The sequence below is a fragment of the Brevibacillus sp. FW301-21C12A genome (assembly GCF_058788915.1).
Genome location: NZ_JBYTBG010000018.1, coordinates 64,768 through 85,971, shown reverse-complemented (window position 1 = coordinate 85,971; position 21,204 = coordinate 64,768). Strand labels below are relative to the sequence as shown.

Sequence of the window (21,204 nt, the reverse complement as noted above, 5' to 3'; positions counted from 1 at the left end):
TTGATTCTACAACGATTGGGCTGTGTTTGCAGAAGTACAAATGGGCAACTTTCCGTAAAACCAAGGCTGGCATCAAACTTCATCTTCGTCTCGTCTTTGCCGACCAGGGGGATGTGTATCCTGAAAAAATAACCATCACGGGTGCCAAGTCCAATGACCGCACTCAAATGGAATCGTTGATTGATGAGATCGGTATGATGTACGTCTTTGATCGAGGGTATGTGGATTATGAAAAATTTGATGAATACACGGACAAAGGCATCTTTTTCGCTTCTCGTCTAAAAGATAACGCCGAAATCCGTCATCTTTATGAATTCAAAATCCCCTTGGAAAGCTCCGTTTTATCGGATTCCATGATCCTTCTTGGAACGCCTCAAAAGCGGGTAGATAACGTGCTGCGACTCATTGAAACGCTTGATTCGAAGGGAAATCTCATTCGAATCATTACGAATCGGTTCGACCTGGAAGCAGAAGAACTCAGCGACATCTATCGTTGGCGTTGGCAAATTGAGCTGTTTTTCAAGTGGATAAAGCAGCATGTAAAGATCAAGAACTTCTATGGAACGAGTGAAAATGCGGTACGAAACCAAGTATTACTCGCACTCATTGCCTACTGCCTGTTGCTCCTTGTCAAACTGGAACAAAACAGTCAGCACAGCTTGTTGCAGATCAGGAGATGGCTAAAAGTGTTTCTTTGGCAAACGTTCGAACAATGGATAGGTAGAATGAATTACCAGTCCAAACGAACATCCAGAGGGCGACAGAAAAGGAATTAGGTATTGGTTGCTGTTATCACGATTGTAATAAATGTATAAAACTACCAAATGGACAGTGGCTACCTTTTGCTTGGTTGCTGCCGTTTTTGGTTGTGTAGCTGAAAATGTCATTCAGAATACTTTGACAAATTACGAACGCATTTTTTATGCAACGCTAGTGTTTGATCCTATACAAAATAGAAAAACATGGTAATTTTGTGATAGAATCTCCAAAAAGGAGCAGTGTTTATGCAAAAGCAAGCGAAAATCATGTTTAGTTGTTTACTCGTTGCCGCTGTATCCATTCCTGGCGCATCTGTTCTTGCAAGCAAGAGTAATGTAGCCGAATATAGAAGCTATTTAGAAAAGCACATTGAGGAAAAACTTGAAGTTGCTTATGATAGCGCGGCAGCAGTATTTCGTTTTGATGACAGCGACTACCAACTTTTTCGAGCAGATAGTCTTGACCGACCAGAAGAGATGTCGACAGATGACTATACCTTTTTACGATTGACCATGGGCGAAACCATCTTCCAAACGAACGAGATTGAGAAAGGAGATTTTGCCCCGGCGATTTACATTAAAAATAGCCTGGATGAAGCAGTTGTCCTTTTGAAGAAGCAAAATGGTGAGAATAAAAAGTTTACTTATCAGAAAGATGACACGGCAAAATTAAGATGGAAGCTAGTGGAACAAGAAGCGGCTGATGGCGAGGCGGTAAAAGTATCTGCGCCGCAATCATTCGATGCCTTCGTACAAGAAAAGCTTCAAATTAACTGCCAAAAAGTCGGTTACGCTTCTAGCGAAACCGACTTTTTGAGTGTCTAAAGTTCCTCGACATTGTAAATGCGCTATTCGTTGACGTTACTCTCATAGTAGATAGAGCTTCGGAGGGAGTTCACAAATAGACGAGTCTGAGCAACCGTCTCTAGTCACTGCGATTTTTGCTCCCCTTCACGCTGATGGGCTTCCACAAAAAAACTGCCACCCGCCAGTCAATGAAAACGACTGGCGAGCAGCAGCTCCCCCCTCTTCCCTTATGCGATTATTCCATTGTCAAAACGACGCGGCCATTGACTTGGCCTTTTTCCAAGCGCTCCAGCACCTCGTTGATTTTATCGAGTGGCTGGGTTTCGATGATGGCGCGGACTTTGCCGCGCGCGGCGAAGTCGAGCGCTTCCTGCATGTCTTTGCGCGTTCCGACGATCGAGCCTTTGACGGTTACGCCGTTGAGCACTGTATCGAAAATCGGGATTGGCAACTCCGCATTCGGCAAGCCGACTACGACGAGCGAGCCGCCGCGGCGAACGGACTTGTACGCCTGCTCAAACGCTTTTTTCGTCACAGCCACGCTGATCGCGCCGTGTACGCCGCCGATCTGCTCCTGAATCGCCTGCACAGGATCAACCTCGCTGCCGTTGACGGTCAGGTCAGCCCCTAGTTCTTTTGCCAAGTCCAGTTTTTCCTGGTGAATATCTACCGCGACGACGTTGTAGCCCATCGCCTTTGCATATTGCAACGCTACGTGGCCCAGTCCGCCGATGCCGTAAATCGCTACCCATTCGCCCGGCTTCACGTTCGCGACCTTCAGTGCTTTGTAAGTAGTGACTCCTGCGCACAAAATCGGCGCTGCCTCTACGTCGCCCAGCTCATCCGGAATGCGCGCGACATAAGCTGCCGGCGCTACGCAATACTCTGCGTAAGCTCCATCTGCGGAGTAGCCGCCATTGAGCTGCTGCAGGCACAGCGTCTCCCAGCCTGTGAGGCAGTAGTCGCATTCGCCGCACGCCGAGAACAGCCACGGGATACCTACGCGATCGCCCAGCTTGAGCGACGTGACGCCTTCGCCGAGCTTTTCAACCACGCCTACGCCTTCGTGTCCCGGAATCAGCGGCAGTTTTGGCTTGACTGGCCAGTCTCCGTGCGCCGCATGCAAGTCAGTATGGCAGACGCCGCACGTCTTGATTTTCACCAAAACCTCGCCGTAGCCGACCTCTGGGACCGCTACTTCCTTCACTTCCAGCTTTTGATGGAACTCGTTGACCACTGCTGCTTTCATTTGGACCATCCTCCTCTTTCCCCCTGGGCATTATGTATGCCTGTTCGACGGTAATCCGCTTACGTCCCTTTATCATTGCAAGCAGCATGCCAAACTGTAAGCGCTTTACATTTCGCGGTTTTTCGCGATATGTCGCGGAAATTCGCCCTCGGACTGGCCGCTTTTTCGGCCCACTCAGCCAAAAATTCGGCCCGCCAGCCAAGCTTTTGGCCAAAAAAGGGGATTCTCCCCTGTCTGCGGTATTACTACATAGCGGAAAAAGGGGGTAAAAGCATGCAAATATCCAAGTTCATGACACCGGAGATCATCTTCGGAAACCAGTCCATCGGCCAAGTCGGGGAAAGTCTTCGCAGATTGGGTGCCTCCCGTGTCTTTCTTGTCAGCGACCCCGGTGTCGTGAAGGCAGGCTGGGTCGAGCGGATCATCCACTACTTGCAGCAGCAACACCTCGATTATCATCTGTGGACAAACGTGACAGCCAATCCCAAAGATTACGAGATTCACGCCGGAATCGCCGCTTACCGCGCGGGCGAGTGCAACGCGATTCTCGGCGTTGGCGGCGGCAGCGCCATTGATGCGGCCAAAGCCATCGCCCTGCTTGCCACCAACGAAGGCAGCATCGTCCAGTACGAAGGCGTCGATCGCATCCTGCATCCGCTCCCGCCCATGGTCATGGTGCCGACCACTGCTGGCTCCGGCTCGGAAGTATCGCAGTTTTCCATTATTGTCGACAGCGAGCGAAAAGTAAAAATGACGATCGTCTCCAAATCGCTCATTCCCGATATCGCCATCATCGACCCGCAAACGTTGATGACCAAAGACCGACAGCTCACCGCCAATACAGGCATGGACGTCCTGACGCATGCCATCGAATCGTATATTTCCCTCGCCGCGACACCGCTCACCGAGGTACACTCGCTGCAGGCGATGCGGCTTATCGCCCAGCATTTGCGCCCATCTGCCGCCAGCCAGTACAACGCTTGCGCCAAGCAGGCGATGGCCATGGCGAGCTTGCAGGCGGGTATTGCTTTTTCCAACGCCATCCTCGGAGCCGTACACGCCATGTCCCATCAACTGGGCGGCTTTCTCGACGCGCCGCACGGGGAAGTGAATGCGATCCTTTTGCCTCACGTACTCGAATACAACTACATTGCCGCCCCGGAAAAATACAGGCAAATCGCCGAATGCCTGGGCGAGAACACTTCGGGCCTGAGCACCCATGACGCTTCCCGCCTCGCGCTGAAAGCGGTGAAGGACCTGGCAAACGACCTCGACGTCCCCCACTCGCTGTCTGCCATCGGGCTGCACCCGGAGCAAATCGAGCTATTAAGCTCGCTCGCCCTGCTCGACGTCTGCATGACCACCAACCCGCGCGACATGAGCGTCCAGGACGTCGCTGCCCTTTTTCGCCAAGCATTATAGGAGGCCGCCATGCAAAACAAACAGGAGATATTGGAAAAGCTCACCGGGATATCGTCCTCGCGCAAAAGCTACTACAGCGAGCTTGTCTATCTCGTGGAAGAAATGAAAAAGAAAAACCGCCAGCTCGCCGTCATCAACGAGCTGACGCAAATCCAGATCAACGCCACCTGGCCGCAAACCAGCAGCTATCTCGCCGCGCAACTGTCGCAAATTCTCGCCTTCGAGCACTTTGCGCTGACAATCGTAAAAGGCGGCATGCCCGCTTCTTACTTGTGCATCTGGACCGACTCCGACTGGCAATGCCGCACCTTGACCCAGCCCGCGGCTGCCGATCCGGCGCTGTTTATCGAGCAGGTCCACCAAAAGCTGGCGGAGGTGCTGCCGCAGCATTTTGCCACGTCCGTTCCGCTGCGCAGCCAGTTGAACCAGACGTTCGGCTTTTTGACCTTGCTGCACCAGGAAAAGCGCCAGGCAGACAAGGAGGAAACAGAGCTGATCGAGCTGGTCGCCAGACACGTTGGCGTCGTCGTGGAAAACAGCCTCTTGTTCCAGGATGTGAACGAAAAAATCAAGATCGAGGCGCAACTGATCCAATCCGCGAAAATGGCCGCAATCGGGGAAATGGCGGCCGGAATCGCCCACGAGCTGAACAGCCCGCTGACTGCGATTCTCGGCAATTCCCAGTTGCTCCTGCGCGACATGGCGGATGGCCCCACCGCTCCGCTCATGCGGGACATTTACCAGTGCGGGGTGCGCTGCAAAAAGATCATCCAAAACTTGCTGACTTTTTCCCGGCAGGAGGAATATTTGTTTGAGACTGTCTCCATCGACGAGGTCGTGGAAGATGTGCTCGGGCTGATCGGCTACCAGTTGTCTGTCTCCGGCCTGACCATAACCCGGGAAATGAACGTGCCGAGCCTGCTGTTCCACGGAAGCCGCCATCAAATCGAGCAAATCGTCATCAATCTGCTGCTGAACGCCAGAGACGCGCTCGCAGACAGTGAAGCGCCGCAAATTGTCATTCGCTCGTTTCTCGCAGAAGAAGCTGGCGTCCGCTACGTAGGCTTGTCCGTTTACGACAACGGGACAGGCATCCCGAAGGAGCAACTGCCGCAAATCTTCCAGCCGTTCTTTTCCACAAAGGAACGGACAAAAGGAACCGGACTGGGCTTATCCGTCAGTCTCGGCATCGCGGAAGCGCACGGCGGCAGGCTGTTTGCGGAAAGCGAAGAGAACGGCTACAGCAAGTTCACGCTGCTGCTGCCGCTGCTTGAGAGAGAGGAGGACAACCATGGAGCCGAAACGAATTTTGATTGTCGATGATGAGACAGAAGTAACCACCTTTTTCACCTATTTTCTCCAGCGCAAAAACTGCGAGGTCGTCGTGGCGAATACAGGCAAACAGGTCGAGCGGCTGCTGCATGACGCCTCCCAGCACTTTCATGCCGCCCTCGTCGATTTGAAGCTGCCGGACGCCGACGGCCTGGAGCTTTTGCGCGAGATCAAGGCGGCCCATCCCGCGTGCGAGGTGCTGATTATGACGGGCTACAGCACGATCAAATCGGCGGTCACAGCCATGCAGTGGGGCGCCAAAGACTATTTGGAAAAGCCGTTTGACGACCTGGACAGCCTGGAGCATGTCATCGACTCTGTTCTGTCTGCCTCGGCGAAGCAAAAAGATGACCTATCCCAAGAGGCCGCGCAATATGGTATCGTGTATTCAGCAGAAAGTCCGATGGCCCAAGTGACGGCCATTGCCAAAAAGTTGGCAAAAAAAGCAATTCACGTCCTGATTGAAGGAGAAACAGGCACGGGCAAGGAGCTGATGGCCCGTTTTCTCCACGGAGCGAGCAACCGCGCTCAGCAGCCGTTCGTCGCCTTCAACTGCGGTGCCGTTCCGGAGTCGCTGTTGGAAAGCGAGTTGTTCGGCTTTGAAAAAGGCGCTTTTACCGGGGCGATCAAGTCGCGAAAAGGCTTGTTTGAGCTTGCGCACAACGGCACGCTGTTTCTCGATGAGATCGGTGAAGCCCCTCTCTCGATTCAGGTCAAGCTGCTCCGCACGCTGGAAACGGGAGAGTTCATGCGGGTCGGAGGCGAACAGGTCGGCCAGAGCAACATCCGCTTCATCTCGGCCACGAACCGCAACCTGGAGCACGAAGTCGAGATGAACCGTTTTCGCAGCGATTTGCTCTATCGGCTGGAAGGAATCAAGCTGGCGATTCCTCCCCTGCGCGAGCGGACTTGCGATATCCCGGCCATCGCCCACTACTATTTGCAAAAGCGCAGCGGCACCCCGTGCGAGATCGAGGCGGACGCTCTGGAGCTTTTGCAGCGCTACGACTGGCCTGGCAACGTCAGACAACTGCTTAACGTGCTCAACCAGACCATCGCCCTGCACGAATGCGAGCGGCTGCGCGCAGAGCATCTGCCAGCCCAGCTTCGGCAAAGAGCGGCGCAGCCGAAGCTGCAAGGGCGAGAGCAGCCCGCCGAAGACCAGCCACAGCCCGGCAGCATCGAGCAGGCGATCGAGCGGGAATGCGCGCGCTTCGTGGAATCGCTCACCCGCAACATCCCTTCCATCGAAGGCGTCGACTTCGAATATTTGCAAAAACGAATCAAGCTCCTGGAAGGGGAAATCGGGCGGGCGATCATCGAAAAAGGACTGAGCGAGACAAAAGGAGACAGGCAGTTGTTGAGCAAGAAATTGAATATCACCAAGCGGACGATCCGCTACATTCTCAATGAAAAGGGGTAATGCCTCGCCGACCTGCGCTGATCCCCTGTTAGGAGGCAATACGTTGTGGTACCCCAAAAACAGCAATCTGGGTTGATCGCCAACCTCAAAAACATCCCGGCTGATTTTTCGCTCTCTGCCGTTATCGTCGGCCTGATCGCTACGATGGTGTCGTATGCGGGGCCGCTTCTGATCGTGTTTCAGGCAGCGCAAGGCGCGGGCCTCAGCGAAGCCGAGCTGTCCTCCTGGATATGGGCAATCTCGATCGGCAGCGGCCTGACCGCGATTATTCTCAGCATCTGGTTCAAAACGCCAGTCATTACGGCATGGTCGACGCCTGGTGCCGTCCTGCTCGTATCGAGCCTGACCGTCTATCCGTACAGCGATGCGATCGGGGCGTACCTGTTTTCCGCCGCCGTCATCACCCTGCTCGGCGTCTCCGGCTTGTTTTCCATCTTGATGAAATACGTGCCGCAGTCGATCACGACCGCGATGCTCGCCGGGATACTGTTGTCCTTTGGCGTCGATGTGTTCGTTTCGATGCAGCATTTGCCTGCCCTGGCTTTGCCGATGATTTTTTGCTACCTGTTCGCCAAGCGCTGGTCTCCGCGCTACGCGGTCGTGCTCACGCTCCTGGTCGGGCTGGCCGTCGCCTTCGCGATGGGGCGCCTGCAGCTCGATTCCGTCCAGATGGCGTTGGTCAATCCCGTGTTCACGCTGCCGACCTTCTCGCTCGATGCGATTGTCGGCCTGGGGATTCCGCTGTGCATCGTCACGATGGCTTCGCAGAACGCGCCGGGAATCGGCGTCCTGAAGGCAGACGGCTACGACACGCCTGCAAGCCCGCTCGTAGCCACGACCGGGATCGCTTCGCTCTTGCTCGCTCCGTTTGGCTCGCATGGGATCAACCTCGCTGCGATTACGGCTGCCATCTGCACGGGAAAAGAAGCGCACCAGGACCTGTCGAAGCGCTACATTGCGGGAATTGCCTGCGGTGCCTTTTACCTCGTGTTCGGCATGTTTGGCGCTACGATCACCTCTGTCTTTTTCGGGCTGCCGAAGGAGCTGATCGCCGTCATTGCGGGACTGGCTTTGTTCGCTTCGCTCAGCTCGAGCCTCGCCCAAGCGATGAGCGATATCAAGGAACGGGAATGCGCCCTCGTCACCTTCCTCGTCACGATATCGGGCATCTCCATCGGCGGGATCGGCGCCGCCTTCTGGGGGCTGATTGCGGGAGTGATTACGAATTTGATTTTGAATGGAAACGTGCGCAAGTGGTTCGTGCGGCGGAAAAAGGACGCGCGGCCGTTGGCTTAGTTGGGCTGCTTTGCAGGAAATGTCTCCCTGTACATGGAAAATCTGGCCTACGCCCCCCTTCCAGCTCTTGATCCATCGGAAAAATAAATACATTTTTCTTTCGCAAACTAAAAAGCGGGCGTCCTCTTTGAGAGATACCCGCTTTTTTGCTGCTGCCGTTTCGTCGCGTGAGCCTGCGTGATGAACGCTGTCTTTGTCGTGCCGTTACCGATACAGCCCTTGCTCGCGGGCGTAGTTTCCCCAATGCGGGCGGCTGCCGTCCCGATCGACAAACGGATACTCGTCGGAAAGCCCCCACGTGCTCAGTGCCTGCCCCGCTTTTTCGGCGATGGCGGGATCAGCGGCGAGCGCGGCGACTGCCCGCCCGATATACAGCGGAGTTTCCGACACGATGAAATGCGGATCTTTTTTGACCGCCTCTTTCCACGTCTCTTCCGTCACGCCAAAATAGTCGAGCATCTCCTCTGAACGCAAGAACCCGGGTGTCAGCGCCAGAGCGGTAACGCCATGCGGACGCAGGTCCTCGGCCATCGCCTGAGCCAGATGGATCACTGAAATTTTGGCCAGACTGTAGTACAAGTGCTGGCGATACCGATAGTCGACCCCGTCCGTGATCTCGATGATGAGCCCTTTTTTCCGCTGCACCATGAGCGGTGCGGCATAGTAGCTCGTAATCATATGCGTGTGGACTGCGCGCTGCTGCATCAGCAAACCATCTGCCAAAGAATGCTCCCAAAACGTTTTTCCCCAGACAGTCAACTTCTCTCCGCCCCAGATGTCGTTCACCAAAATGTCGAGCTGGCCGTTTTGCTCTGCTTTTACCCGTTCAAACAGCGCTTTCACTTCGTCTTCCTGCGAATGATCGACTCGGACCGCAATGCCGACTCCGCCGCTGGCCGTCACCAGCTCGGCCGTCTCCTCAATCGTCTCGGGCCGGCCCAAGTCAGACTGCTGGCCTCTCACGCTGCGTCCCGTTACATACACGGTTGCGCCCGCTTCCCCCAAGCCGACGGCAATCCCGCGCCCTGCCCCTCTCGTTCCTCCTGCGACTACTGCGACTTTTCCTTGCAAGGCTTTCATCTTCGCATTCCTCCTTCTTGCAAACAGGTAGCAAGTGATACCGTCAGTGTACACAAAGGAAGTTACGATGCGGATCGAAGTGTATAAGTTCGCCGTCGCTACAGCTCGTATTTTTCCACCAGCCTGATCCCGATTCGCTCCAGCAAAAAGGCCAGCGCCTGCCATATCCAGCGCCGATAGGGCGGCAGATGCCTGACGTAGACCGCGGTGTACTCCGGCTCGCCGATCGCGCCCCTGTCCGCCTTGAAGGCGCCCACTCCCGCGCTCTGATGCAGCAGCAGTCCTTCCCGCTCCGCCTCCTGCACCAACAGGCTTGACAGCATCCGGTACAGCCCCGTCTCTCTCGGCAGTCTCGTATCGTAGCCGAACAAAGGCGTGGTCATGACTCCGTTGCGCACGAAGTAGCCGAGAATCCCGTCCAGCCGCCCGTCCTTTTCCAGTCCGATCAAAGTCAAAGTCCGCCTGCGCATCGCCAGCCGGACGAACTCTTCGCTAAACTGCGGGTTTAGCCGCGAGTATTTGTCCAGGTACAAAGCGTTGTACAGCTCGACGATCCGCTCTGCCTGCCCTTCCGCCAGCTCATCGTGGCGCAGGACGCGGTAGCCCGATTTCGCCAGCAGCTTGCGGTCGCGGGACAGCGTATTGCGCACCCGCCACGTGCCCTCGCCCGGCCAATCCGGGTGGAACAGGTAGACGTAGCGGCTCGGCACCATGATGCAGCCCGCTTGCTTCAGACCGCTGTACAGCTCCGGGCACAGCCGCTGGCAAACAGAGCGAAAAGCAATGACGTGGCGCGGGAACTTTTTGGCGCAAAAGCGCGCAATCTCCCCGGCCTGCTCCGCCGTCCAGGCGTGGTACAAATTCGTCGACAACAACCAGTTGTTCACGATCGCAATCTGATTGCAGCGGCTTCTTTTCATCCATAGTCCAACTCCTGCCAGAACGGGGGTAAACAGCCTCTTCAACAGCCGGGAATCCAGCATGTCCAGTTCCTCGCGCGCATAGGCGACAAAGTGCGTGTACGGCGAGCACACATACGAGTTGTCGTACTCCGCGTCATTGACCGTCACAGGCATGACTCGCCCTCCTGCCAGCAGCCCGAGCAACTGCGTGCGCACGTTGTGGACGTGGCGCGTCGGCGTATCTGCCAGAAGCGCCGTCAAATAGTCGCGAGCGTACTCCCCGTCCTCAAGCTGCCCCCAATCCATGCGAGCCAGCTCTTGTGCCTCGCAAAGCCTAATTTCGTCCTTGCTGCTCATCGAACGCAAACACCCTCTCCACGCGCCGCAGTTTTTTCGTGCCCGAGTGAAGCTGGTACGGAACAAAGTCAATCGCTGGCACTTTTCCCCCATGCGAGCGAATGACCGCCGCGAGACTTTGCCGCACTTGCCGCTTTGCGTCCGCCGCCTGTGCGCCGTTCACGAGCAGCGCGACTTCCACCTGCTCCATGCTCAGTTGACGAACCGTATATTCCTCGATCTCGGCAGACGCGGCGATCACCGCCCGCCGGATGAAGTCCGGGAAGATCGAGACGGGGCGGTTCTCGGTTTCATGCCAAAACCAAAACAGATCATCCGAGCGGCCCTCGACCGACTCCAGCGCCATGAAGATTGAACCGCACGGGCACGGCGTGCGCCTTTCCGTCAAAATGTCATTCAGACGGTAGCGGATGATCGGCTGCGTCTCGCGGGAAAAATCGGTCAGGATCGGGAAAAACCGCTCTTTTCGCTCATCGAGGTACTCTTTTTCCATCACCAAAATGTCTTCGTTTACGTGCAGCGTCCCGTGCGCGCAACTGACCGCCAAAAGCCCTTCCGTGCATTGATAAATCTGGTGAACCCGCTGATCGAAGCTCGCCTCGATGTACGCCTCGTCCAGCGGGTCGAGCACCTCCGCCACCGAGATCACTTTCACAGGTGACACCCGCAGGCTTCCTTGCCGCTGCGCTTTTGCCAGCATGCGCAGCATGGACGCCGGGGCCACCAGAACAGTCGGCTGATAGCGATTCAGCCGCTCCAGATGTTCGGCCAGCGCATGCTGCAAGTCGAAAAAGGCGAACTGAATGCGCCGCCTGTCGACCGCCTCGTACAAATTGCTGTTGGCCCGCAGGAAAAAGGCAATCCGCTGCTCGGACCAGAGCTGCCCTGGCAGCGCTTTGGCGAGAATCGTTCCGGCCCACTTCGCCTGTTCCTTTGGCCCGACGAGAAACAGCCCGCGATTGCCGGACGTGCCCGACGACAGGCCGACCGTAATCCCTTTGATCTGCGGCGTGAAGTCGCGCGTGTTCTCCGCCGCAAGCGCGATGCGAAACGCCTCTTCTTTAGCGATGCGCCGCGTGTTCAGTTCGTCAAAATGCTCCATCATCAGCTTTTTGTCAATCGGCGCAAGCTTGCGCCACTCGTCGAGCCGCAGCGTCCCCATCCGTTTCAGGTAAAAGGGAGAGGCCGGCAGCACGCGGGCAAGCAGCGTCTGTACTTGGCGATCCTGCCATTTTTCCAGTTGCTCGCGCGTGGAAAAGCGCCGCGCAAGCCATTTCGTCCGTATGTATTGCCCAAGCAGCGTCATGATCTCCATGAAAAATCTCCGCCCTCTCTCGTCGTCTCCCACACTTCCCCGCAATGGGTCGGCATGATCCGCACGTCCGCGCACTGGCGCGACAACAGGTGCAACCTGTGCAGCTCATCCCGGTATGCCTGGCGATCGGACATGATGAGCCTGGCCAGCGGATGCGGCAGCAAATTGCCCCGGTACGCCTCGCTCGACCAGGCCGCATCTGCGCATAAAAACAGCTCGCCGTGATCGCGGTCGCGCAGGAACAGCCCGAATTGCCCTTTGGCATGGCCGGGGAGGTCGACTGCGAGCAGGCTCCCGTCCGCAAACAGGTCGTACCCTGTCGTATAGGGCGCGTACTTTTGCGGCAAAGCAGTCGGCGCCATGCGGTCAACAAACGTCGCGCGCTCTTCGAAATCATCCGGCATGAGGTCCGGCAAATACGCTTCGCGCACGGCCGCCAAGCCTGTTTTGCCCTTGACGTGCAAATAGGCGCTCTCGAAGCAATACAGCCGGGCGCGCGGAAAATCGCGCAAGCCGCCGATATGGTCGGCGTGAAAATGCGAGAGCAAAATGCCCTGCACCGCGTCCGCCGCGATTCCGTGCCGCGCAAGCTGCGCCCGGACGCTTTGCTCGGCCTGTGTGACGACAGGCGTGATTTTGCTGTAGAGCGAATACGGAAACGCGCTCGTCGCCTCGAAAAACCGCGGCGAGTAGCCCGTGTCAAACAGCCACAGGCCGTGCTCCGGGTGCTCGATCAGCCCGGCGAGCGCATGGAAGCGGATCATTTTCAACTTCCCGCCTTGGCGCGAAAACAGCTCCAACTGGCGGCAGTAGCCCGTATCCAGCCATGTCAGTTTAACGTCCATGCTCCGTCCTCCACCATGCTGCAAAAGTGTCGATCCCTTCCGCGATGCTCACGCGCGGCTTGTAGCCAAGCTCCCGCCGCGCCTTGGAAATGTCCAGCGTCTGCGATTTGGCGAGCACCCCGACCGAGTAGCGCGTCAGCACAGGCTCGCGGTAGCCCAGGACGGTGCGCGAGAGGCTCTCCAGCACCCATGCGGCCGCGTAGGCTTTCCAGTAGGGCACTTCCTTTGCCCGCAGCGGCATGTCCAGCCGCCTGAACACGTCTGTCAGCACCTCAACGAGCGTGACAGGCTCTCCGTTCGTAATGTTGTAAGCTTGCCCAAACGTGCTGCCGGGCGAGTCCATGCACAACAGCAGCGCGTCGACGACATTGTCCACATACGTCAAGTCGATCAGCGCTTTTCCCCCGCCGATCAGCGGGACGTACTTCTGCTCGTTGGCGCGAATCAGCCGCGGCAGGATCGCATTGTCTCCCGGCCCGAACAGCGCGCGCGGCCGAATCGTAATCGTCGGCAGCCCTTCGCGGTACGCCTTGGCCACCGCAAGCTCTGCCAGGTGCTTCGTCTCTGCATATGTATTGGCGAATCGGCGCGGCAACGGCTGCTCTTCCTGGATGCCGTACGCATCGGCAAACGCAAAGTAAATGCTCGGGCTGGATACGTGAACGAGCCGCTCGATCCCGTGCTGCTTGCAGCCTTCGATGACGTGAACGGTGCCGCTCACATTCGTCTCGTACATGTCCCCGTACTTTCCCCATGGCGAGGAAAACGCGGCAACGTGCTGGACAATCTCCTGGCCGCGGCAGGCGTCCGCTACAGCCTGCCTGTCCCGGATGTCGGCGCGGACAAAGCGGATGCCGCGCTCCTGCAGCTTGCGCCCGATCGTTTCATCCCGCCCCAGCGCGGTCACCTCATGCCCCTCTTCGTGCAGCCGCTGCACCAGCTTTTGCCCAAGGAAGCCTGTGCCCCCTGTAACGAGCACGCGTTTTTTCATCTGCCTTTCCCTTCCTTTCCGGTAGAAAAAATCCGCTTTTGGCCGTTACTGCGGCGTTTCTCCGTTCCATTCGATATCGCTCGTACTGCAAGCGAGCATGCTCGTCTTCGTCCGCAAGCTCTGCCAGGCCAGATCGCCGAGCATCATAAACTGGTCGAAAAACGGCCGCGGGTCCTCCGCGCGAAACAGCACGTCTCTTGCGTTGCACAGGTCGCGGACCCAGCTCGTCCAGCCGCGCCAGTCTTTGACGTTCGCCAGTCCGTAGGTCAGCATCGCCATCGTCAGCATGCAGGTCTGGCCCGCCTGCGGGACGACCGCTTCCGCCCTGCCTTCCGCTCCGCCCTGCGATTTGCCCGCCAAAAAAGCGTCCGCTGCGGCTGTTTGTCCCGCAAACAGATGGATGCCGCTCGTCAGCCTCGGGTTGCACTCGATCACGTACAGCTCGCCTGTCTTGCTCTCGATGAAGTCAAAAGCGATTTGCCCGCTAAGCTTGTGCCTGCGCACAAAGCGGGTGACAAAATCTTTGACGCCTGCGTGCGCGGCATAGGCGAAATGAATCGTCGCCCCCTGCCCCGCCGTATGCACCGTCTCGTAGTCCGCGTACAGCGCAAGCTCCCCTTCGCGCGCGACCGCGTAGCTGCACAACTGGCGCCCCGCGATAAACCGCTGGACGAGCCACGGCTGACGGGCGGAAGGGACGGGCAGCGCAGACAGCCTGGCCCGGGACGGCTCGGAGATGATCTGGACGTGGGCAGCGAATCTGGAGTAGACGGGCTTTAGCACGATCGGGCCTGTCGCCTGGCGAATCGCCGCATCCCGCTCATCCGCCGATTCCGCCCGAACCGTATGCGGAACGAGCGCCCCCGCGCCTCGCGCCAGCTTCCCGAACTCCGATTTGTCATGCAGCGTCCGCAGCACGGCAAGCGGCTCCACCAGCACATCGCCATGCGCAAGCAGACGCTCGCGGCCGTGCGCGACGTAAAAAATTTCCTCGCACGTCGGAATGAGCAGGTCGACCCGTTCCTTGCGCATGATCTGGCACAGCTCGTCGATGTACGCCTCTGGCTGCGTCCTGGGCGGCGGGACGCGATACGAGCGCTGCACGTAGCGGGAATGCGCGCACAAATGCCGGGCCGCGCTCTCGGCCACAATCACGCGCTGTCCCGCTGCACGCAGCAAACGGGCCAGCTCCAGCGTGGCAGGCGCCCTTCCTCCGGTCAACAGAACCGTCCGCTCAATACGCAAGGACGATGCCCCCGAGCGACAAGCCAGCGGACGTGCCCAAGAGCAGCATGTAGTCTCCCCGCGCCACCCGCTCTTGGCTGATCGCCTCGTGCAGCGCCATCGGGATGGAAGCCGCAATCACATTGCCGTGGTCTTCCATGATGTTGACCATCTGCTCGGCGGAAAAGCCCAGCTTGCCTTGCATGATGCGCAGCGCCATGCCGCTCGCCTGGTGAGGGATCACGGCCCGAAGCTGTTTTTTGCCGACAGCCGCACTGGCGAGCAGGCTGTCTACAAACCCGGTAATCAACTGCGAGGTCAGCCGAAAAATTTTGCGCCCATCCATATCAAAAGCAAAGTCGTCCTCGTACCCGTTCACGTACTCGCGCGGGTGCAGCATCGTTCCGCCGCCGCGAATTTCCGAGTAGTGGGCCCCTTCGCTATACGTTTTCATCGCCGAGCCAAGGATGCGGGACGCCTCGTGATCCGGCGTCCGGCCGACGACCACAGCCGCCGCCCCGTCTCCGAACAGCACGCAGCTTTCTTTTTGCTTCCAGTTCAGTCCCGCCGAGGCGATCTCCGTCGAAACGATCAGCACGCGCTCATACACGCCGAGCGCCATCGTACAGGACATGACATCCAGTGCCGTTACAAAGCTCAGGCAGGTGGAATTGATGTCAAAGCAGGCGATCCCCGTCCCTGCAAGCCCCAGCTCTTCCTGAATCAGCGCCGCCGTGCACGGAATCTCCTGCTGGGCCGTACCGCTCGCGCACACGATGCAGTCGAGCTCTGAAAGCGCCATGCCCGCCGCCGCGACTGCCTGCCGCGCCGCGCTTGCGCCCATCTGTGCCGCAGTTTCCCCCGTCACATAATGTCTGACGCGAACCCCGGATTTCTTTTCCGTCCATCCGGCGGCAAGCCCCAGCCGCTCATCCAGCTCGGCTGCCGTCACTTGCCGCGCAGGCAGGTACTTCCCGGTGCCCAACAACTTGATTCTTCTCTCCATCATCTGGCTCTCCCTCGGTTTTGATGTCTCTCACACTGTATGCCGTCACTTTTATCCATTTTACGAAAAAGAATGGCAGCTTGTGGGGATTATTTCTCAAAAGCAAAAAACTACCTTTCGCCTGTACGCAAAAGGTAGTCTCCAACAAAGACGTTTGTGCTAGCTTTTTCGTTTCCCCCACGGCTTGAAAACAGACAAAAGAAATAACAGGAAAAGCGAGAGCACCTGCAAGACAATGCCCGTCCAGAGCTGCCCGCTGTTGACGAGAAAAGCCGAGTTTTCCGCCGCCGCAAGCCCTTCTGCCCGGGAAATCGTCACCGCCTGCAGCGTCCACACATACATGCCGATGGGCCCGAGCAGTACAGCGACCAGCGTGAGCACTTCCTTGGCGATTATCCAGTAGTAGCGAAACAGTCCCCAGTGCGTCCAGACAGACAAAAGCACTCCGGTCACAATCGTCCCGATCGTCGACGCCCGCACACTCGTTTTCGCCAGCGCATGCATGGCGGTGTAGCAGGCAGTAAAAATGCCCGCATCGTCCGTATTCGCCGCCACGATGCTCAACACGAGAAAGATGACGGCTCCGCCCAGCATGATCGCGGAAAAGAGCAAGTGCAAAAGCAGCAGCCATTTTTTCTGGTTCAAACCGATTCTGGCCATGGTTTCACCTCTGTGCGCTCCCCACCGCTACAGTTGAAAACGGTACCCGACTCCCCAGACCGTTTCGATGTACTGCGGCTTGGATGGATCGCTTTCGATTTTTTCGCGCAGCTTGCTGATGTGCACGGTCACAGTCGCAATGTCGCCAAGGGAATCCAGTCCCCATATTTTTTCAAACAGCTCGTTTTTGCTGAACACCCAGTTCGGATGCGTCGCCAAAAAAAGCAGCAGCTCATACTCCTTCGAGGTCAGCGGAACTTCCCCGCCATTGACGTACACTTTGCGCGCGAGCTTGTCGATCCGGATGCCGCGGATGCGCAGCTCGTCCTTCGGCGCGCGCTGCGCCGCTTCGGACACGAGGCGGTCGTAGCGCGCCAGATGTGCTTTCACCCTCGCCACCAGCTCGCCCAGGCTGAACGGCTTGCTGATATGGTCGTCTGCGCCCAGGCCCAGCCCGCGAATTTTGTCTACGTCTTCCTTTTTCGCGGAGACGAGCAGGATCGGAATGTTTTTCGCCGCGCGCACCTCGCGCAAAATGGCAAATCCGTCTACCACGGGCAGCATCAAGTCCAGGATGATGAGGTCGTAATCCTCCGCCAGCGCCTTTTGCAAGCCGACCTCGCCGGAGTGCGCGACTTCGACCGCATAGCCGTTCGCTTCCAAATAATCTTTTTCCACCTCGGCGATCACTGTATCGTCTTCAATAATGAGAATGTGCTTCATCCGCTTCACCCCCTGTCCCTTTTTGCAGTGGCAAGGAAACATGAATGCTCGTCCCGCGACCGACCTCGCTGTGCGCCCAGACCCGTCCGCCGTGTCCTTCCACCAGTTGCCTGACGATGGCAAGCCCGAGCCCGCTGCCGCCTGTAGCGGTAGTGCGGGCACGGTCCGCGCGGTAAAAGCGGTCGAAGATGTAAGGCATCGCTTCCTCGCTGATCCCCGTCCCGTTGTCGGCAACCGTCACGATCGCCTCGTCGGCTGTCGCTTCCAGTTGTATCGAAAGCCGCCTGTTTTCCTGCTCCATGTATTTCAGGCTGTTGTCGACGATGTTCATTAACACCCGGTGCAGCTTTTCGCGGTCCGCCATGACGATAAGCGGCTCGCCCGCCGTCCCTGCCGCGCTGATGTGCACACCGGACAGCCGCGGCTCTAGACGCAGCTCCTGCACGCAGTCTGCCACATAGGCGCGAATGTCGACCGGCTCCAGATGAAACGGCAGCTTGTTCAAATCCAGCCGCGAATACAGCAGCAGCTCGTCAATTAAGCGATCCATCTGCACAGATTTGCCCGCGATCATTCGCATATATTTTTCGCGCTTGGCCTCTGTGTCGGCAATTCCGTCCAGCACCGCTTCCACGCACGCCTTGATCCCCGTAATCGGCGTTTTCAAATCGTGCGAGATGCTGGAGATCAGCTCTTTGCGGTTTTCCTCGTATTGCAGTTGCAGCCGGATCGAATCGTGCAGGCGAACGCGCATTTCTTCGAACGCTTCGCCCAGCTCGCCCAGTTCGTCTTTTCGCCCGAGCAGAACAGGACGTTCCAGGTTGCCTTCCTTGATCTCGTGCGCCGCCTGCTTGAGCGCGTACAGCGGGCGGATGATGCTGCGCGAGACGAGGTAGGTCAACACGCCGTTCGTCAGCCCGACAATGGCGAGGAAACTGACGACCATGGCCGCAAAGAAAGAAACGCCTGACGTAAACGCAGGGCTGTCATCGCGAAGAAAATAGAACGTGCCCTCGCTTTTGTCCGCAAAGGCAAACGAATGCGTCTCGACGGCGTAGCCTTTGCTGCTCCACGGCGGCAAGCGGCGCGTGCGCTCATCGTGCGCAGGCGGCTGCATATACTTCGCCCAGTCCGCCTGCTCAAGCGAAGGGGAAGCGAACAGCACCGCCCCGTTTTTAGCTAACATCAGCGCTCCGCCAAGACGCCGCAACTCTTCGTCTGTCTCGGCCAGCACGTCCTGCTGCAAAAGCCGCTCCGCGTCGTAGCGGGCCAGAAAAGCAAGCCCGGCGAACAGCTCGTCCCGCCGTTCTTGCGTCTGCCGGAACAAGGGCTTCCCCGGCTCTTTTCCTGTTCCGTGCGGGAACGACTCCCCCAGAAAAAAAGCGCCCAGCAACGAGGCCACCAGTGCGAAGCAGACGACGGGAACGACAATCATGGCGATATATGATAGCAGCAGTCTCGTTTTGATCGACATGGCCGTTCCCCTCCCGCGCGTATGATTGCTGCCATTATACTACAGTCGTTTGCAAAAGGCTTACTGCGCCTCGTGCTGTCCCCAGCCGCCTTGTTTCCAGTGGCTTCGCAGCTCCTCGCGGGTGACCTTCTCCACCTGTTTTCCCGTCAAGTCAATCTGCTCAGGCACAGTTGCGGCCAGGTCGGACAGGCGGATGTCCACAGACAGGCGCAGCGTGTGCTCAGTACCTGCCGCGTCTGTGCCCACCAGCTCTATCTCGGCGGTTTGCCGCTCGATCTGGTTCTTTTCGTTCATCGTCGCGTTCAGCACGACTTGCGCAAGCTGGACGTCTTCTTGCAGAAGCGGCAGCTTCACGGCTGGCCCGTGCTCGCGAGCCGCCGCTTCCTGACTGCGCTCGGCGATCTTCGCATAGATCATCGGCCCGGCGAATTTGGCGAACATCGGCAGTTGCTCCCGGGAGAGCTGCAAGGTGACCTGCTTGCCTCCGTTCGGCAAATTCTCGACGGTCGCCTCTCTGCCAATCTCGCCGAACAAGGCGTTGTGCAACTGGCTCATCATCGCACTCGGCTCCCCATGAGCGTCTCGCCGACCCTCGCGTCCCCAATCCATTGCTTCCATGACGCGATACACGTCGCGATCCCCTTGCTTAAAAACAACCTGATCCTGCTTGCGAAACGCCTGAAAGCTACCCTCGCCGTTCGCGCCGGAAAAAGTCCCGTTCACGCTGCCCAGCCGCTGTTCGTGGTCGACTTTTGCCACCCCGTCGACTGCGAGCAGCGTCGTTTTGTTGTCCGTCAGCTCAAGCTGCGCGTGCGCGGTCATGCTCCCCGCTTCTTTCGTCTGGCGCAGAGCCGATTGGTACACCGCAAAGCCCGTGCTGTCCGCATTCGCGGATACGCCGATTCCCCACGCCATCGCTCCGCCGATCCCGACAGCCAGTCCGATTGCCAGCCATTTTTTTCGCATTCCTCATCCCTCCAGTTCAGTTCGAAAGCGACTGCTTCACTTTCTCTACCTGCGATGATAAAGGCGAGGTCTAAACGCGCTCTAAACCAATTCTAAAAAAAGTGTAAAAACAGGCGCGTGCCCACAGCGCATCTGCGGCGCACAAATCTTCCAGACATGGTATATTGGTAAAAATAACTTTACAAGAATGGACGAAAAGTGAGGTTGGAAACGATGAACAAGCAGGAAGGCTACATAGAGGTTCCTGGCGGCAGAGTGTGGTACACCCGCGTCGGCACAGGCGAACAGACACCGCTGATCGTGTTGCACGGCGGACCCGGCAATACGCACGCTCCGCTCAAGTCAACACTGCACGTATTGGGCGACGAGCGCCCCGTCATTTTTTACGACCAGCTCGGCTCAGGCAACTCCGACAGGCCGACCGATGCGTCCTTGTGGAAAACGGAGCGGTTCGTGGAAGAGCTGGCCTGCATCCGGCAAGCGCTCGGATTGGCGCAAGCGCACATCCTCGGCCATTCGTGGGGAACGATGCTGGCGGCGGCGTACTTGCTTGACACCAAGCCTGCTGGCGTCTCGAGCGTGATTTTTTCCAGCCCGTGTCTGAGCGCCCAGCGCTGGAAGGAAGACGCAGACCGCCTGATCGCCCGCCTGCCAAAAGAGGTTCAGCAGACGATTGCGCAGCACGAAGAACAAGGAACGACCGACTCGGAGGAGTATCAGGACGCGATGAAGGAGTACTACGCGCGATACGTGTGCCGCCTGGAGCCATTGCCGGAAGTTCTCGCCGAAAGCCGCCCGAAAGCGAACAAAGACGTGTACATGACGATGTGGGGGCCGTCCGAGTTTTGTCCGACAGGCAACCTGAAAACGTTCGACTACACGCCGAAGCTGCATCAGCTCGACATCCCTGCCCTGTTCGTCTGCGGCCGCCACGACGAAGCGACGCCCGAGTCGACGCGCTACTACCAGTCGCTCGTGCCGGGCGCCGAGTTTCACGTCCTGGAAAACAGCTCCCATATGGGCTATTTGGAAGAAACGGCCGAGTACGTGCAGACCGTCCGCGAATTTTTGCGCAAGGCGGACAAGCGCTGATTTCCGCCGCCGCAAGCAAAAGCCCCGTCTCGCAGCTTTTTTTAGCGAGACGGGGCTTTGCGTTTATCCGGAAACGGTTCGCATCGCAGCGGCTCGCTGCAAAAATTTGACCGTCCCTTCTCCGCTGTCGGGCAGAACCGCCGGATGGCAGTTTAAAAGGCAGCCTGCCGTCCCGCAGTGAAAAACTCCGTTCGTTTTGCTCGTCTGAGAGGTGATCTCCACTTGATAGCGATCGGGCTTAAAGAAGACAGCACGTTCATCGGAATTTACGCCTATTACCAA

Annotated in this window: 19 protein-coding genes; 7 read left to right on the top strand and 12 right to left on the bottom strand. The window is 57.7% G+C overall.

All coding sequences use genetic code 11. The features are described from left to right. Positions 1 to 776 (top strand): IS4 family transposase (locus tag AC3WQH_RS13555; RefSeq protein WP_492332085.1); only part of this gene is annotated, 776 nt, incomplete at its 5' end. Between the two features lie 228 nt (positions 777 to 1,004). After that, positions 1,005 to 1,583, top strand: a complete 579-nt coding sequence (locus AC3WQH_RS13550; RefSeq protein WP_492332084.1) for a hypothetical protein — start codon at positions 1,005 to 1,007, stop codon at positions 1,581 to 1,583. Between the two features lie 217 nt (positions 1,584 to 1,800). Here AC3WQH_RS13550 and adhP read toward each other — a convergent pair whose 3' ends face one another. Further along, a complete protein-coding gene (adhP, locus tag AC3WQH_RS13545; RefSeq protein ID WP_005827442.1) occupies positions 1,801 to 2,814 on the bottom strand; it encodes an alcohol dehydrogenase AdhP in 1,014 nt (337 codons plus the stop codon). A 273-nt stretch (positions 2,815 to 3,087) separates the two neighbouring features. On the opposite strand from adhP, the gene AC3WQH_RS13540 reads away from it, so the two are divergent. From AC3WQH_RS13540 to AC3WQH_RS13525, 4 genes are read left to right on the top strand one after another with little or no spacing between them, the layout of a single operon-like run. Beyond that, entirely contained in the window at positions 3,088 to 4,236 is a 1,149-nt protein-coding gene (locus AC3WQH_RS13540) for an iron-containing alcohol dehydrogenase (protein WP_005827443.1), read from the top strand. A 9-nt stretch (positions 4,237 to 4,245) separates the two neighbouring features. Further along, positions 4,246 to 5,559 (top strand): sensor histidine kinase, encoded by a 1,314-nt coding sequence (locus AC3WQH_RS13535; RefSeq protein ID WP_007783883.1) that lies wholly within the window; start codon positions 4,246 to 4,248, stop codon positions 5,557 to 5,559. Further along, complete coding sequence (locus AC3WQH_RS13530) at positions 5,528 to 6,991, top strand: sigma-54-dependent transcriptional regulator (RefSeq protein ID WP_007783886.1); 1,464 nt, start codon at positions 5,528 to 5,530, stop codon at positions 6,989 to 6,991. The genes AC3WQH_RS13535 and AC3WQH_RS13530 overlap by 32 nt, the downstream gene beginning before the upstream one ends. A 45-nt stretch (positions 6,992 to 7,036) precedes the next feature. Continuing rightward, positions 7,037 to 8,287 carry a benzoate/H(+) symporter BenE family transporter gene (locus AC3WQH_RS13525; RefSeq protein ID WP_005827448.1) on the top strand — a complete coding sequence of 417 codons (1,251 nt, stop codon included), beginning with the start codon at positions 7,037 to 7,039 and terminating at the stop codon, positions 8,285 to 8,287. A gap of 204 nt (positions 8,288 to 8,491) precedes the next feature. Here the strand turns inward: AC3WQH_RS13525 and AC3WQH_RS13520 are convergent, their stop codons facing one another. The 11 genes from AC3WQH_RS13520 to AC3WQH_RS13470 all read right to left on the bottom strand — a co-directional run bounded on the left by AC3WQH_RS13520 (position 8,492) and on the right by AC3WQH_RS13470 (position 19,830). Continuing rightward, on the bottom strand, positions 8,492 to 9,367 hold the full coding sequence (locus AC3WQH_RS13520; protein ID WP_122952993.1) for an SDR family oxidoreductase: 876 nt from the start codon (positions 9,365 to 9,367) through the stop codon (positions 8,492 to 8,494). A 98-nt stretch (positions 9,368 to 9,465) separates the two neighbouring features. Continuing rightward, positions 9,466 to 10,626 (bottom strand): GNAT family N-acetyltransferase, encoded by a 1,161-nt coding sequence (locus tag AC3WQH_RS13515; protein WP_051353958.1) that lies wholly within the window; start codon positions 10,624 to 10,626, stop codon positions 9,466 to 9,468. Continuing rightward, on the bottom strand, positions 10,604 to 11,941 hold the full coding sequence (locus AC3WQH_RS13510; protein ID WP_005827453.1) for a F390 synthetase-related protein: 1,338 nt from the start codon (positions 11,939 to 11,941) through the stop codon (positions 10,604 to 10,606). Before AC3WQH_RS13510 ends, AC3WQH_RS13515 begins: the two co-directional genes overlap by 23 nt. After that, positions 11,929 to 12,786 carry an MBL fold metallo-hydrolase gene (locus AC3WQH_RS13505; protein ID WP_005827454.1) on the bottom strand — a complete coding sequence of 286 codons (858 nt, stop codon included), beginning with the start codon at positions 12,784 to 12,786 and terminating at the stop codon, positions 11,929 to 11,931. Before AC3WQH_RS13505 ends, AC3WQH_RS13510 begins: the two co-directional genes overlap by 13 nt. Beyond that, a complete protein-coding gene (locus AC3WQH_RS13500; protein WP_005827456.1) occupies positions 12,776 to 13,777 on the bottom strand; it encodes an NAD-dependent epimerase/dehydratase family protein in 1,002 nt (333 codons plus the stop codon). Before AC3WQH_RS13500 ends, AC3WQH_RS13505 begins: the two co-directional genes overlap by 11 nt. Positions 13,778 to 13,822: 45 nt before the next feature. Then, on the bottom strand, positions 13,823 to 15,022 hold the full coding sequence (locus AC3WQH_RS13495; RefSeq protein WP_492332083.1) for an ATP-grasp domain-containing protein: 1,200 nt from the start codon (positions 15,020 to 15,022) through the stop codon (positions 13,823 to 13,825). Then, a complete protein-coding gene (locus AC3WQH_RS13490) occupies positions 15,012 to 16,007 on the bottom strand; it encodes a beta-ketoacyl-ACP synthase III (RefSeq protein WP_290426819.1) in 996 nt (331 codons plus the stop codon). The genes AC3WQH_RS13495 and AC3WQH_RS13490 overlap by 11 nt, the downstream gene beginning before the upstream one ends. A 159-nt stretch (positions 16,008 to 16,166) precedes the next feature. Continuing rightward, positions 16,167 to 16,667: a hypothetical protein gene (locus AC3WQH_RS13485; RefSeq protein WP_005827460.1), complete on the bottom strand. Its 501-nt coding sequence runs from the start codon at positions 16,665 to 16,667 to the stop codon at positions 16,167 to 16,169. 27 nt (positions 16,668 to 16,694) lie between these two features. Continuing rightward, positions 16,695 to 17,390: a response regulator transcription factor gene (locus AC3WQH_RS13480; protein WP_005827462.1), complete on the bottom strand. Its 696-nt coding sequence runs from the start codon at positions 17,388 to 17,390 to the stop codon at positions 16,695 to 16,697. Further along, positions 17,368 to 18,864 (bottom strand): sensor histidine kinase, encoded by a 1,497-nt coding sequence (locus AC3WQH_RS13475; RefSeq protein ID WP_492332082.1) that lies wholly within the window; start codon positions 18,862 to 18,864, stop codon positions 17,368 to 17,370. Before AC3WQH_RS13475 ends, AC3WQH_RS13480 begins: the two co-directional genes overlap by 23 nt. A 60-nt stretch (positions 18,865 to 18,924) precedes the next feature. Continuing rightward, positions 18,925 to 19,830 (bottom strand): hypothetical protein, encoded by a 906-nt coding sequence (locus AC3WQH_RS13470; protein ID WP_290426812.1) that lies wholly within the window; start codon positions 19,828 to 19,830, stop codon positions 18,925 to 18,927. Positions 19,831 to 20,043: 213 nt separating this feature from the next. Between AC3WQH_RS13470 and AC3WQH_RS13465 the strand changes: the two genes are divergently transcribed. After that, on the top strand, positions 20,044 to 20,922 hold the full coding sequence (locus AC3WQH_RS13465) for a proline iminopeptidase-family hydrolase (RefSeq protein ID WP_005827466.1): 879 nt from the start codon (positions 20,044 to 20,046) through the stop codon (positions 20,920 to 20,922). Positions 20,923 to 21,204 lie beyond the last annotated feature (282 nt).